This is a genomic window from Agarivorans sp. QJM3NY_25, from assembly GCF_050870875.2.
Taxonomy (GTDB): domain Bacteria; phylum Pseudomonadota; class Gammaproteobacteria; order Enterobacterales; family Celerinatantimonadaceae; genus Agarivorans.
The window spans coordinates 289,787-302,933 of sequence record NZ_CP194041.2 but is presented as its reverse complement, the minus strand read 5'-3'; the positions used below and the strand labels follow the sequence as shown (position 1 = coordinate 302,933).

General features: G+C 47.3%; 12 protein-coding genes. 7 read left to right on the top strand and 5 right to left on the bottom strand.

Annotated features, from left to right (window positions below):
* From arnD to ACRRSW_RS01320, 5 genes are all read left to right on the top strand, one after another.
* Entirely contained in the window at window positions 1-915 is a 915-nt protein-coding gene (arnD, locus tag ACRRSW_RS01340; RefSeq protein ID WP_432460673.1) for a 4-deoxy-4-formamido-L-arabinose-phosphoundecaprenol deformylase, read from the top strand.
* A gap of 13 nt (window positions 916-928) precedes the next feature.
* Window positions 929-2,584 (top strand): lipid IV(A) 4-amino-4-deoxy-L-arabinosyltransferase, encoded by a 1,656-nt coding sequence (arnT, locus tag ACRRSW_RS01335; protein ID WP_432460672.1) that lies wholly within the window; start codon window positions 929-931, stop codon window positions 2,582-2,584.
* Window positions 2,581-2,937 (top strand): EamA family transporter, encoded by a 357-nt coding sequence (locus ACRRSW_RS01330; protein ID WP_432454995.1) that lies wholly within the window; start codon window positions 2,581-2,583, stop codon window positions 2,935-2,937. The genes arnT and ACRRSW_RS01330 overlap by 4 nt, the downstream gene beginning before the upstream one ends.
* Window positions 2,928-3,362 carry a 4-amino-4-deoxy-L-arabinose-phosphoundecaprenol flippase subunit ArnF gene (gene arnF, locus ACRRSW_RS01325; protein WP_432460671.1) on the top strand — a complete coding sequence of 145 codons (435 nt, stop codon included), beginning with the start codon at window positions 2,928-2,930 and terminating at the stop codon, window positions 3,360-3,362. The genes ACRRSW_RS01330 and arnF overlap by 10 nt, the downstream gene beginning before the upstream one ends.
* Before the next feature lie 128 nt (window positions 3,363-3,490).
* Window positions 3,491-5,755, top strand: coding sequence for a hypothetical protein (locus ACRRSW_RS01320; RefSeq protein WP_432460670.1), 2,265 nt, complete (start codon window positions 3,491-3,493; stop codon window positions 5,753-5,755).
* A 404-nt stretch (window positions 5,756-6,159) separates the two neighbouring features.
* Here ACRRSW_RS01320 and ACRRSW_RS01315 read toward each other — a convergent pair whose 3' ends face one another.
* The 3 genes from ACRRSW_RS01315 to ACRRSW_RS01305 all read right to left on the bottom strand — a co-directional run bounded on the left by ACRRSW_RS01315 (window position 6,160) and on the right by ACRRSW_RS01305 (window position 8,625).
* Complete coding sequence (locus ACRRSW_RS01315; protein WP_432454998.1) at window positions 6,160-7,095, bottom strand: LysR substrate-binding domain-containing protein; 936 nt, start codon at window positions 7,093-7,095, stop codon at window positions 6,160-6,162.
* A gap of 90 nt (window positions 7,096-7,185) precedes the next feature.
* Window positions 7,186-8,118 carry a YiiD C-terminal domain-containing protein gene (locus ACRRSW_RS01310; protein ID WP_432454999.1) on the bottom strand — a complete coding sequence of 311 codons (933 nt, stop codon included), beginning with the start codon at window positions 8,116-8,118 and terminating at the stop codon, window positions 7,186-7,188.
* Window positions 8,119-8,199: 81 nt separating this feature from the next.
* Window positions 8,200-8,625: a hypothetical protein gene (locus ACRRSW_RS01305; protein WP_432455000.1), complete on the bottom strand. Its 426-nt coding sequence runs from the start codon at window positions 8,623-8,625 to the stop codon at window positions 8,200-8,202.
* Between the two features lie 110 nt (window positions 8,626-8,735).
* Here ACRRSW_RS01305 and ACRRSW_RS01300 point away from each other — a divergent pair, with 110 nt between their 5' ends.
* Window positions 8,736-10,004: a hypothetical protein gene (locus tag ACRRSW_RS01300; protein ID WP_432455001.1), complete on the top strand. Its 1,269-nt coding sequence runs from the start codon at window positions 8,736-8,738 to the stop codon at window positions 10,002-10,004.
* A gap of 32 nt (window positions 10,005-10,036) precedes the next feature.
* Here ACRRSW_RS01300 and dtd read toward each other — a convergent pair whose 3' ends face one another.
* Entirely contained in the window at window positions 10,037-10,474 is a 438-nt protein-coding gene (dtd, locus tag ACRRSW_RS01295) for a D-aminoacyl-tRNA deacylase (RefSeq protein WP_432455002.1), read from the bottom strand.
* Entirely contained in the window at window positions 10,471-11,355 is an 885-nt protein-coding gene (locus tag ACRRSW_RS01290) for a virulence factor BrkB family protein (RefSeq protein ID WP_432455003.1), read from the bottom strand. Before ACRRSW_RS01290 ends, dtd begins: the two co-directional genes overlap by 4 nt.
* A gap of 194 nt (window positions 11,356-11,549) precedes the next feature.
* On the opposite strand from ACRRSW_RS01290, the gene ACRRSW_RS01285 reads away from it, so the two are divergent.
* Window positions 11,550-13,106 carry a SulP family inorganic anion transporter gene (locus tag ACRRSW_RS01285; protein WP_432455004.1) on the top strand — a complete coding sequence of 519 codons (1,557 nt, stop codon included), beginning with the start codon at window positions 11,550-11,552 and terminating at the stop codon, window positions 13,104-13,106.
* Window positions 13,107-13,147: the final 41 nt, after the last annotated feature.

The window sequence follows — 13,147 nt, the reverse complement described above, 5'->3', positions numbered from 1 at the left end:
ATGAGTGTCCAAGATACGATTAAAGTTGGCCTACGGATCGATGTTGATACCTTTCGAGGCACGCGCTTAGGCGTACCCAAGCTATTAGACATCTTCCAAGAGCACCAAATTAAGTCTTCATTCTTCTTCACTGTTGGTCCAGACAATATGGGCCGCCATATTTGGCGGCTGCTGCGTCCAGCCTTCTTAAAGAAGATGTTACGCTCTAAGGCCGCCAGCCTTTATGGCTGGGATATCATTCTGCGTGGCACATTTTGGCCAGGGCCGGTGATCGGTCACAAGCTCGCGTCAGTCATCAAGCAAGCAGATTTGGCTGGCCATGAAATTGGCTTGCACGCTTGGGATCATCACAAGTGGCAAATGAAAACCGACAGTATGTCACCCACCGAGTTAGCCAAAGAGCTCAGCAAAGGCTACCAGATGCTCTCCGATATTATCGGCAAAGAGATCAGCTGCAGCGCCGTTGCTGGCTGGCGCTGCACCGAAACGACCCTCGATGAAAAGGAAGCCTTCCCATTTCGTTACAATAGTGATTGTAGAGGCAAGTCGATCTTTGTTCCCAAGTCGGGCATGGCCCCCCAAATTCCAGTGACACTACCCACCTATGATGAACTGATCGGTCAAGAAGGCGTAGACGAGCATAACTATAACCAAGCCATTCTCGACAAAATTAAACCGAATGCACTCAATGTTTATACCATCCACGCTGAAGTGGAAGGCATTGTTTGTGCGGAAATGTTTGAGCAATTGCTGATCCAAGCGAAGCAGCACAACATTGAGTTTGTGCCACTGAGCGACCTACTCGATCAGCATTACGAGACTTGGCCGCAGGACAGTATCTTAAACATTGAAATAGAGGGTCGTGAGGGCTGGCTGAGTCACCAAGCCTCGCTTGTGAGACCAATCAGTAGCTAAGCTAGGAACAAACATGCGTCACACACAACTTAAATTATCTAGCTGGGTTCCCATTTTCTTTATCCTACTGTATTTACTGCCTTTAGGGCTGCGCGATCTCTGGTCTCCCGACGAATTACGTTATGCCGAAATCTCACGAGAAATGGTCGCCACCGGCGACTGGATCGTGCCGCACTTTAATGGTCTACGTTATTTCGAGAAGCCCGTGATGGGCTATTGGATGAACGCTTTGGCGCAGCTGGTATTTGGCGAAAACAATTTTGCAGTGCGAGCTTCATCAGCCTTTAGCGCGCTTGGCGCAGCTTTCTGCCTATGGTTATTACTCTGGCGGTTTGCTTCACGCTCAATTGCCTGGCTCGCTAGTGGGATCTATCTCAGTATGTTCATGGTCTCTGGGATAGGGACTTATAGTGTGCTCGACAGCATGTTAAACCTTTGGCTCACCGCCAGTTTTACCGCTTTCTATTTTGCCATCCGCAGTGACACGACCCGGCAACGCGCTAAATATTATGGTTTGGCCGGTTTATATTGTGGTTTTGCGGTACTCACCAAGGGCTTTCTGGCCTTAGCGCTACCGGTGCTGGTGGTCGTGCCTTATATGCTGTGGAGTCAGCAATTTAAACAAATTATTAAATGGGGCTGGTGGGTGATGTTACTGGCCCTGCTGGCTTGCCTCCCTTGGGCCTTAGCCATTCATGCTGCCGAGCTCGATTATTGGCATTACTTTTTTTGGATTGAGCATATTCAGCGTTTTGCTGCGGAAAATGCCCAGCACTCGGCACCAATTTGGTACTACTTGCCCTTTGTTGCCGCCGGAGTATTACCTTGGCTATTTTGGTCCCCCAGCGCACTGCGTCACTTAAAAGGGCAAATGCATCTTCCCCTGTTACGCTATGCCCTTCTCTGGGCAATATTACCCTTGCTGTTTTTCTCCCTAGCAAAGGGTAAATTGGCCACCTACATTCTGCCTATTATGGCACCCTTGGCGATTTTGTTTGCCTTTGGCATTCAGCAAGCCTTTGCGCGTTCCTGTCGTGGGCTCAATTGGGGATCCTGGCTAAATGCGCTGTTGTTCGCACTCTTGGCAATAGCAACTTTAATTCTTAATTTCAGTGGCAAGTTACCCTTAGACGCCGATGAAAGCTATCGACCTTGGCTGCTATTTAGCATCTTCGCCTTTTGGTCAGCAATGGCGGTCGTCGCAGTTAAAGCCAACAGTTTAAATGGTAAGGTAGCCAGTTACATGCTGATGCCCTTGGCGCTATTTATGCTGGCTTGGGCGACTTTCCCCAACCTCAGTATTTATTCAAAAATGCCGGCCAAATTTGTTCAACAAATTGAACACTTGGTCGATGCTAACACCGTTTTGGTTGCCGATTACCCCGATACCATGTCAGCCCTTAATTGGTATTTCAAACGCAGTGATGTGTATTTAACCAGCGCCAAGGGTGAACTCGAATATGGTCTAAGCTACCCCGATGCACAGCAACGGTTTGTCCCCAGTGCTGCGCTAGCGACATTCATTGAACAACATCGTAAAGTAGCACCAGTATTGATTTACTTTCGTGATAAACCCCATTTCGGCGATACCCTTCCTGCCACCGACCAACGCATTCAACGCGGCCGCTACACTGTACTTTACTATCAAGCCTTGCCGAGTCAGCCGTGAGCATTTTTTTATTACTGACGTCAATCGCCTGTAGTTCCTTGAGCCAATACTGGCAGAAACGAGCCGCGCTACTATTCGTTGCGCAGCCCAATATGGGGATCCGCAGCAAACTATTGGCAAAACCGCTATTGTTGGGGATCGTGTTTCTGGCGCTCGGGGCCATCTCCTGGCTAGGCGTGCTCAGCCAATGGGATGTTTCAGTGGCCTATCCGCTGCTCAGCAGCAACTTTGTGATTATGTTGTTGGTCTCCAAGTTCGCCTTTAAGGAACAAGTGCATACTCGCCAGTGGTGGGGCGTGCTCTTGATTGTGATCGGCGTAGCTATTTTAGGAGGCGCCAGTCAATGGCTATAAAAGCGCCCCCATATAACCTCAGCCTGGCCTTACTCAGTGTGCTATTTATTTCATTAGCACAACTGGCCATGAAATGGGGCATGAGCCAACTCAACCTGCATTTTTCATCACTGAGCGAGCTTTGGCTTCAGCAGCAATGGGGCTTATTATTCAGCGCGATCTACCACTACTTACTCGCGGTGATATTTGGACTTGGCTGTTATGGGCTGTCGATGTGTTGCTGGGTGATGGCCTTAAGACATCTCCCCCTGTCATTAGCCTACCCTTTGCTGAGTTTAAGTTATGTCTTGGTCTATATAGCGGCTGTTAGCCTGCCTTGGATAGACGAGACATTTAGCGGGCTGAAAGCGCTTGGCATCGTCTTTATCTTATGCGGAATAGCCTTGGTTGTACCAAGCTCTAAACGCAAAGATAAAGGTGATTAACGATTAAAGACTCAGTTTTAGTTAAGCTAGGACTAAGCGGCTATGAATAATAAGCAGACTCAAGTATTGTAGCTACATAGCCAACTTATTAATATTACGTTAATTAGTCGCAAGGAAACGCTGCCTACATGAAACGCCTGCTTGACTTATTTGCCATTTTTTTATTGCTAATACTGGCAACTTCAGTCTTTTTCTTGTTTTCTTTTCACCCCGATCGCTACAAAAGCGATTTCCTGGGTTGGTTCAATCAACAAAGTGACTGGCAGTTAACTTACCAAAGTAGTAACTGGTCTTTGACTGATCCGCTGAGTATTGAAATCTACGGTCTAGAACTCGCCAAATCAGAGCAAGCCGCTCTCATGGCGAAAAGCGTTCAGCTAGAGCTTGCAGCCCTACCACTTCTAAAGGGCCAGTTAAGCTTAAAATTAGTGACTCTAGAAAATGCTCAACTGGCAATGAGGCCCGAGCTGCTGCAAGCAAGCAAGCTCGCGGATGGTCACTCAACCCAACAAGACTTTTCGCTGCTTTGGATAAATCAATTACAGATCAAACAATTACAACTCAAAGACAGCGACGTACTATGGCAACAAGGCCAACAAAGTTATCACCTAAAACAGCTTAAATTAAGCATCGAAGACTTTGCCGTAGACTTAGCTCATCCTTCCCCCAGCGATTGGCAATTTAGCTTACAAGCCAGTGCCGAAAAGCTGGACAATCCCTATCAAGAGGTGCAACTGCCACAGCTCAACCTTCAATATAGCAACCAAAAGCTAAGCATCACACATCTTGGAGCCGACCTCTGGCAAGGTTCATTTTATGGTTCAGGAGAGCTGAGCAACAAACACTTACAAGTTCAACAACTGGTATTGAACAATGCTCGAATCGAGCACTTTACTCAGCCTAAAGATAAATCACCATTAGCCAACCAAGCATCCACTCAGGGCCAACAATTCCCTTCTTTCAGTTGGCTTGAGCAAATTGATATCGATAGTATCTTGCTCAATAAAATCAGTATGGCCACGCAAGTTTCGGGGCATAATCTGGTGCTCAACCACTTTACCGGTGAGTTGGAAAATATTCACAGCCGCTGGCCTCTCAAGCAAGAGCAAGTCACCGCTAACTATGCCTTTATCGCTGATGAGGTCACCTTCGACCAATTTCAATTAAGTGAACTCACCGCCAGCGGAGCGGTCGCTCAAGGGCGCTTTACCCTCGATGCTTTCCGCAGCGATGTCTTTAAAGGAAAACTGAGCTTAGCGCTAGACTACCATTGGCAACAAGCGGCGCTAAACATCCAACAGCTCACCTTGAGCAATAGTGAAATCCCAATTCAACCTAGTTGGCTAAGCCTGATGCAAACGAAGGACAATGCTACTGAACAAGTCTCCCAAGCACTGACGACAAGCCCTCGATTACAACAACTTAATATTGAGCAGGTCAATTTACAACAGGTAAAACTGCTGTCTTATTTGGATCAGTTTCCATTCTCAGCTGAAGGCTTAAATGTTGAGTTACGTCATTTAGCGCTGCTCAAAGATGGCCAATGGCAGAATATCGAGCAACTCTGGCAACCCAGTGCTCAATTATTCATTGAAGCGCCAGAACTGGCCTTTCGAGGGATCGCACTGAGCCATGTCAGCATGGATGTCGGAGCAGAACAACAACTAGGCTATTTCAATTTATACGGGGAACTACCGCTGGGCCAATTTGAATTACAGGGACAAGCTTTATTAGATCAACAGCACAAACCTTGGAAAGCTGAAATTTCAGGATTGTTACTCAACTTAAGCTCATTGGCGAGGTTAGCCGATAATCGCGATTTCAAATTATTAGGCGATCTGACCTTTAGCGGCAAACTACACGGCAAGCTGCAAGACTTTAATCATAATATCGACGGTAGTATCGATTTACATAGTCAGTTATTGCAACTCCCCGGTGTCGATCTGGAAGTCACCCTTGACCAAATCATCGAAAGCCCTCGGCAATACTTCGAAGATCCCAATCCCTTGATTGCCAACGGACTCGCTGTTTTTTGGCAAGCACCGAACAGCTTACCAAAGGGCTTGACTCAATTTACTAATCTGGCGCTTAGCGCCACCATTGGTCAAGGGAAGTTAAGTTTTGCCCCCCAACGCTTACCCGGTTTGCGCTACCAACTTACCCTCCAAGGTGATATCGATTTAGCCGCTCAACGCTTCGACAATTTGCAGTTTGTGGTCGCCGACCAGCCTTGTTGGCGCTTAGTGCATACCATTGATGGTCGCTGGAGCGCACCGACAATGAGCTTCGACCACTATCGTTCGCAACGCCGTTATCTTGTAGAACAACATCAATTTGTCCAAACGCCACAAGTACAGCCGTGTCGCTATCCTCTCAACCAAGTACAGCCCTAGCTAAGCTTGCGGTGCCCCTTCGATGAGCCTCGAGCATCACCGTTCGCAACGCCGTTATCTTGTAGAACAACATCAATTTGTCCAAACGCCACAAGTACAGCCGTGTCGCTATCCTCTCAACCAAGTACAGCCCTAGCTAAGCTTGCTGTGCCCCTTCGATGAGCCTCGAGCATCACCGTTCGCAACGCCGTTATCTTGTAGAACAACATCAATTTGTCCAAACGCCACAAGTACAGCCGTGTCGCTATCCTCTCAACCAAGTACAGCCCTAACCAAGCTTGCGGTGCCCCTTCGATGAGCCTCGAGCATCACCGTTCGCAACGCCGTTATCTTGTAGAACAACATCAATTTGTCCAAACGCCACAAGTACAGCCGTGTCGCTATCCTCTCAACCAAGTACAGCCCTAGCTAAGTAAATCTAAAGAAGGATGTGGAATAGAGCCGGTATTTAGGGACAGCGCCTGTTCAATCAAACAGTCACGCAATGGGTTTTGGCTACTATCTTTACGCCACACAAAATTGAAACTACGACGCATATCTAAATCGGGAGTCGTTAAGCGCACAAGCTGGCCTGCCTGCACTGCCTGCTCAACGCTACGCCAGGGCAAACAACTTAAGTAAGCCCCATTCGCCACCAGTGCAATCAAGCTGGGGACGTGGTTGTATTCCCGCCATACCTTCAGTCGAGTAATTTTGCCATGAATCGCACCGTTAAAGATCTCTCGAGTCCCCGAACCGCCTTCTCTTAATACCCAACGGGCCCGACTTAAGCTGGCTAAGTTCACCTGCGACTTGGTTGCTAGTGGGTGTTGCTGACCCGCCACCACCACCAGATGATCTTCACACCAAACTTGTTGCACAATCCGGCTATCCACACAGTGGCCTTCTATCATGCCCAACTGCAGTCGATAATCGAGTAAGCCCCCCACCACCGATTCGGTATTACTAATCTGTGGGCTAATCACTAAATCCGGATAGTCTTGGTCGAGACGAGAAATGATCTGAGCGAGAAAATACTCAGCAATGGTTTGACTGGCCCCCACAGCCAACTCTCCACTAATAATTTGCTGGCCAGCAAATCCTTGCATCACATGCTGACTTTCCATCAATATCCGCTTCGCTCGGGGACGTAACCAATGGCCCCAATGATTCAAGCGTAAGCGCTTCCCTTGACGTTCAAATAAACGTTGCCCCAAACCTGATTCTAATTGGCTTAATGCCATGCTGGCCGCTGACTGGCTCATCGCAAGCTGCTGTGCCGCCACACTCACACTCTGAGTTTCAGCGATGGTGACAAACACCGATAACTGTTTGAGGCTAAAGCGATAAAGATGTTGCATATAAGCTTTCCAGATGAATCGATGAAGATCTATTTACGTAGCTAATATAACAATAATTCCGCGAAGCAAAAATAAATCAGCGAACAATCATCAAATCGCAGCCGTCGACGCTTCATGATTTGCCTCGGTCCGAGGCAAAATGATGTAAAATCCTTTGAATTCAGCGGCCAATTTTTTCTCACAGTAAACTTCAACAGTGACCGTCATCTTACATTTTTTAGCGTCTAACAAAGGCAGTAAACTACCCTTCATTTGACTCTTATTCACGGTTGCGAGAGCATCGTCACTAATCGCTTTACGGTGTTTAATTTCCCCCTTTGCCAAAACAATATCACCAGCAAAACCATGCTCTTCCAACATTAACCAAATCATTCCCCAACCCGACAACACCGCTTGGCTATAGATGCTGCCAGCAAACATGGTCGAATGCGGATTACTATTACCCGCCAGCGCGAGCCTGGTGGTAAGCTGCTTTCCGGTATACTGGTGTAAACGCAAGCCCATTTTTTCACTCATTGGGATCTGCTGATTAAACATTTGCTGTAAGGCTGTGCACAACTTTGGTTGACGAACAAAACGATGCTCAGCAGAAAGCTCTTTCACCATTTGCTGAACTTTAACTTTTACCTTATCAAAATTTGGGCTCCCTGCGGGCTCAAAACCACAACTACGGAAGAAAGCTTGCGACTCACCCCGAGCATTCACCACGATACGCTGCACCCCCTCTTCGTGAGCCGCCGCTTCCAAGGCTAACATCAATAGCGTTCCCAAACCGGTTTTCCGCTGTTCAGGAGCTACCGCCACATGACGAATGAGAGCTTCTTTATTGTCGCTCAGAAACAAACGCCCGACAGCCAGCGCTTCACCATTACGGTCATGGATCATCCGGTGAATACTATGCGCATCATAAGCATCACGTTCACTCCCTAAAGGGAGTTGTAAAGGTTTATTTAATACTTCCCAGCGAAATTGGTAGTATTTGTCCATTTCACCGAGAGCTTCTGGGCAAACGACCTTATACATAAACTCATTCCTTATCGCTTATCAACCAACAAGTAAGCTAAACACAGGCGGCGACTCGCGCCAACCACTATTGATGATTAACTATTTTGTCAAATGAAGCCAAGTTTTACATCTTACAGTTAAATACAACAGTAAACCAACAATCAACATACTGGTTAACATATCCATCAGGCTGTGGTAGGCCAAGTGATACATTAACCAAAGATAAGCCCCGTAGGCCAGCCAACTCAGTCCCCGCCAACGGGGATACAGCTGCGCCAGCGCTATTTGAAGACTAAAGGCCAAGGCGGTATGGGTACTGTAATCAAGACCCAGACTTGGCCACCACGAATAATAATTGTCAGCCAACATCAGCCCATAAGTCATCCCCAGGCTCAAACCTAAGCGCCACCAAACGTCCCCCGAAGAATGCCTATTCAGGCGATGGCTAGCGTAAAATGCGGTAAGCAACAGTAATGCCTGGAGGGGGCTATAAAGACCAGCAAGCACCGCAAATAAATCATCCAAACTCTCAGTTCCTCAAATCCAAGCACAGCTCAGCCTACAGCATTCCTTAACAAATCCATATAGAATGACCAGACTTTGCATCGCTAGTTACCATCAATGGACCTGCTGAAATGAAAAAATTATTGCTCTGCGCGCTGTTACTACTCGGCTTACTTGGACTTGCTCAAGGCCTCGGCCATTATCAATATCAGCAGCAAGTCAGCCAATGGCTCACTCAACTCGCACAGCAACAGCAATGGCAACTGAGTCGGCAAATCGACAACAGCAACTGGTGGCAGCAGAACGAAACCTGGCAACTTCAAGGCGATTTGCAACAATTGGGTTTAGCTCCCCGAGCCGTGAACCTAGTGATTCAACAACGAGTGACCTTTTGGCCGCTGTGGTTAACTGGAGAATGGCAATTTGACCCGCAGCAAGCTGACTATCAAGCGCTACTGCAACATTACCAACTCGCACCTTTCGCGCATCAAGGGCGTTGGCAGGCAAATATTATCCGACAACGACTGACCCAGCAATTTAAGCTAGAGGGCTTTCAACAAACCTTGCAACAAGTCGAACTAAACGTAGCCCCTTTACAGCTTAATCTCACCAGCGACTTAGCCATGCAGCAAGGAGAGTTGAATCTCGATTGGCAAGGAATGCATTTAACTGACCACCAACAGCAAGGCGATTTCATCTCGATTGGGCAAATACAGCTCAGTGAACGTTTTACCCAACATCAGCAATGGACACTAGTCGAGCAAGCTAACTGGTCGGTCGCCAGCCTCAGCTTTCAACTCGCCGAAGCTCATATGAGCTTCGATTTACAGCAACTGAAGGTCAACAACCAATTTAGCGAACAGCAACAAAAGGCTTATTTGGGGATTAATGGCGAACTCGGTAAGCTCCATTTTTCAGAAGGTGAACAACATCTCACGATGGAGAAACTGCGCTTACGCTCTCAATTAGGGGGGATGCCAATGGATAGTTTAATTCAATTGAGCCAACTCAAACAGCAGCAGACCCAAGCAAGCGCGCTGGATCCACTGGTACAACAAATCGTCGCAGCGGGACTCGACTGGCAGCTTGATCAGCTCGCCGTGAACATCGATTCAAATTACTCACAAACCGTACTAAAGGGCGATCTACAACTTTCTGGACTGGCCAAGCTATTGCCCTTTGAGCTCACCGAGATATCTAAGCCCTTACAGCTCTTACGTTATTTAGACTTAAAACTAAACATCGATGTGAGTGACCAGCTATTTAGCTACAGCCCCTTGGCTGCCTATATTTTGGCACTACGTCAGGCGGGTTACTTAGAGCATCAAGCAGGCCGAGACCAGAGTCAGCTAGTGTTCAACGACAGTGAATTTAGCATGAATAAAATCGCAGTGAATTAAGTAGATTAGGCTGTCAACAAGTGGCTGCCTAATTACACCTGCAACCAGAAGGTCATTGGCCCATCATTGACCAAGGAAACCTGCATATCGGCGGCAAAAGTGCCCGTTTCCGTAGCCAGCCCTCGGTCCCGGCAAGCCTCCACGAAAAATTGGTAAAGAAATTTAGCTTGATCCGGGGTGGCCGCCTTAGAAAATCCCGGTCGTAAACCTTTATCGGTTTCTGCGACCAAGGTAAATTGCGATACCACCAACAAACTGCCGCCGGCCTGTTGTAGATTTAGGTTGGTTTTCCCCTGAGCGTCACGAAAGACTCGATATTTAATCACCTTCTCGCAAAGTTTAATTGCTTTGGCCTGATCATCAGCTTGCTCTACACCGAGCAATACTAATAAGCCAGCACCAATACTTGCGGTCATTTCCCCCTCAATGCTAACACTGGCTTGGCGCACTCTTTGAATCAATGCAATCATGACGATTCCTCAATAACAGAATTTGGCGATGAATTTTTCAACTGAGTAAATTCACCTAAAGCGGCAGTAATTTCAGCACCAAACAACACCACAATCCAACTTAAATAAACCCAAACAAACAAGATAGGAATACTGGCTAGTGCGCCATAAATAACTTGATAGGAAGGAAAAGACGAAACGTAAAAGGCAAAGCCACGTTTACACACTTCAAACAACAAGGCTGCAACCACCGCACCAGTAAAACCGTGCACAAAGCGGATTTGCTTATTCGGTACCAATAAATAAAGCAAACAAAAGGCTCCAATAGAAAACAGCAACGGTACCACCCGTAGCAATTGGTTCCAGATCCCCAATAGAGTCTCATCGGCAAATAACTGTATCGAGAAAATATAAGAACTCAGCGCCAAACTGCCCCCCATCAATAAGGGACCCAGCGTCAAAATCATCCAATAAATGGGAAAGGCGCTGCGCCAGCGACGCTTAACCGTCACTCGCCAAATCATATTTAAACTTTTATCGATGGAGGAAATTAACATCAGTGCGATCACAGCTAAGGCAACAATCCCAACGGTGGTCATTTTCGACGCGTTATCCACAAAGCCACGCAAATTCTCTCGCACCACATCGCCAGAGGCGGGAACGAAATTATTAAACACAAAATCTTCGATCAATTGTTGAAAACCAGCAAACACCGGAAAGGCGCTGATGATGGAAAAAGTCACTGCAACCAGAGGCACTAAAGAGAGTAAGGTCACATAGGCGAGAGAACTGGCGATCATGGTCAGTTTGCCATCTTTGATCCGTTCGAGCAGAAATCCGCTAAAGTCCTGCGCCTCAACCCACAGCCCTTGCCAGCGACTTGCCGTTAACCATTGCGCCATGATCCCTTGCCCCAAAAATAATTATTCTTGCAAAGAATGACTCAGTTAAGGGCGCAACTCAAGTTTAACAAGGGCTTATGTATCTTTATCGAGCACTATAGATACTTATTTGGGTGATGTTTTTTTGAACTAAATCACATTTAATGCTAGAATCCTGCCCCATTTCGTTTCGTTGTTCACCGGATCCTAACTACATGTTTGAATTTCCAAGATTTAGAGGAGCCACGGTTAAAAATGACCTGCTCTCAGGTTTAACCGTCGCACTTGCACTCGTCCCCGAAGCGGTCGCTTTCGCTTTTGTTGCAGGCGTCGAGCCCCTCGTCGGCTTGTACGCGGCCTTTATGGTTGGTTTGATTACTGCAATCATCGGAGGCCGCCCCGGAATGATTTCCGGTGCTACAGGTGCATTAGCAGTGGTGATGGTTGCACTGGTCGCCGACCACGGCGTGCAATACTTGTTTGCCACGGTAGTATTAATGGGAATACTGCAAATTCTGGCGGGTATATGTCATTTAGGTAAATTTATCCGGATGGTGCCCCATCCGGTGATGCTCGGCTTCGTCAATGGCTTAGCCATTGTGATTTTCTTAGCTCAACTGAGCCAATTTAAAGTTAGCAATGCCCTCGGTGACTTAGAATGGATGCAAGGAACCCAATTGTGGACCATGTTAGCTTTAGTGGCAGCCACCATGGCAATAATTCATTTTCTACCCAAACTTAGCAATGCAGTGCCAGCCTCGCTGGTTGCAATTGTAGGCGTAACTGTAGCGGTTCACCTGCTCGGTTTAGACGCCCGTACGGTGGTAGATTTTGTGCGTAGCATGACCGGACACGCTGATGCGACCATTGCTGGTGGCCTACCCAACTTTGCCATTCCAAGTGTTCCGCTGAATCTTGAAACTTTAACCATCATCTTGCCCTATGCCGTGGTACTCGCAGCGATCGGCCTGATTGAGTCACTATTAACTCTGACCGTGGTTGATGAGATGACCAGCACCCGAGGACACGGTAATAAAGAATGTATTGGCCAAGGGGTTGCTAACGTGACCACAGGCTTCTTTGGCGGGATGGGTGGTTGTGCGATGATAGGCCAAAGCATGATTAACATTCGTTCCGGCGGCCGCGGTCGTCTCTCTGGGATTACAGCCGCACTCGCACTACTTTGTTTCATTTTATTTGGGTCTTCTCTAATTGAAATGATCCCTTTAGCTGCCTTAGTTGGGGTGATGTTCATGGTGGTATTAGGCACCTTCGAATGGGCCAGTCTACGAATGATGAATAAAGTTCCTAAGGCCGATTTTTTCGTGATTGTCTTGGTCTCGGTGGTCACCGTATTCACCGACTTAGCCATCGCCGTAGTGATTGGCGTGATCGTATCGGCGCTGGTCTTCGCATGGCAACATGCCAAACACATCTATATCACCACCGAGAGTGTTGATGAAGAGCACAAAGTTTATCTGTTAGATGGTCCATTATTTTTTGGCTCGACAGCCAACTTTCTCGAGCTATTTAATCCCGAGAATGACCCAAAAGATGTCGTGATCGATTTCGCTAAATCACGAGTGAGTGACCACTCAGCTATCGAAGCTATCGATACCTTGGCCGAACGTTATGAAAAAGCAGGTAAAATGCTGCATCTTAAACACCTTAGCCCTGAATGCCGTAAGCTATTAAGTAAAGCCGGAAGCATGGTTGAAGTGAATCTGATTGAAGATCCAAGCTATAAAGTAGCGAGTGACACCTTAGGTTAACGCTCAGCATTATCGCTCACCGAAGCCGCGCCTCTCTAGTC

Coding starts and splice junctions, on each gene's coding strand:
- arnD (WP_432460673.1), top strand. CDS start 1: ATGAGTGTCCAAGATACGATTAAAGTTGGCCTACGGATCGATGTTGAT.
- arnT (WP_432460672.1), top strand. CDS start 929: ATGCGTCACACACAACTTAAATTATCTAGCTGGGTTCCCATTTTCTTT.
- arnF (WP_432460671.1), top strand. CDS start 2,928: ATGGCTATAAAAGCGCCCCCATATAACCTCAGCCTGGCCTTACTCAGT.
- ACRRSW_RS01320 (WP_432460670.1), top strand. CDS start 3,491: ATGAAACGCCTGCTTGACTTATTTGCCATTTTTTTATTGCTAATACTG.
- ACRRSW_RS01315 (WP_432454998.1), bottom strand. CDS start 7,095: ATGCAACATCTTTATCGCTTTAGCCTCAAACAGTTATCGGTGTTTGTC.
- ACRRSW_RS01310 (WP_432454999.1), bottom strand. CDS start 8,118: ATGTATAAGGTCGTTTGCCCAGAAGCTCTCGGTGAAATGGACAAATAC.
- ACRRSW_RS01300 (WP_432455001.1), top strand. CDS start 8,736: ATGAAAAAATTATTGCTCTGCGCGCTGTTACTACTCGGCTTACTTGGA.
- dtd (WP_432455002.1), bottom strand. CDS start 10,474: ATGATTGCATTGATTCAAAGAGTGCGCCAAGCCAGTGTTAGCATTGAG.
- ACRRSW_RS01290 (WP_432455003.1), bottom strand. CDS start 11,355: ATGGCGCAATGGTTAACGGCAAGTCGCTGGCAAGGGCTGTGGGTTGAG.
- ACRRSW_RS01285 (WP_432455004.1), top strand. CDS start 11,550: ATGTTTGAATTTCCAAGATTTAGAGGAGCCACGGTTAAAAATGACCTG.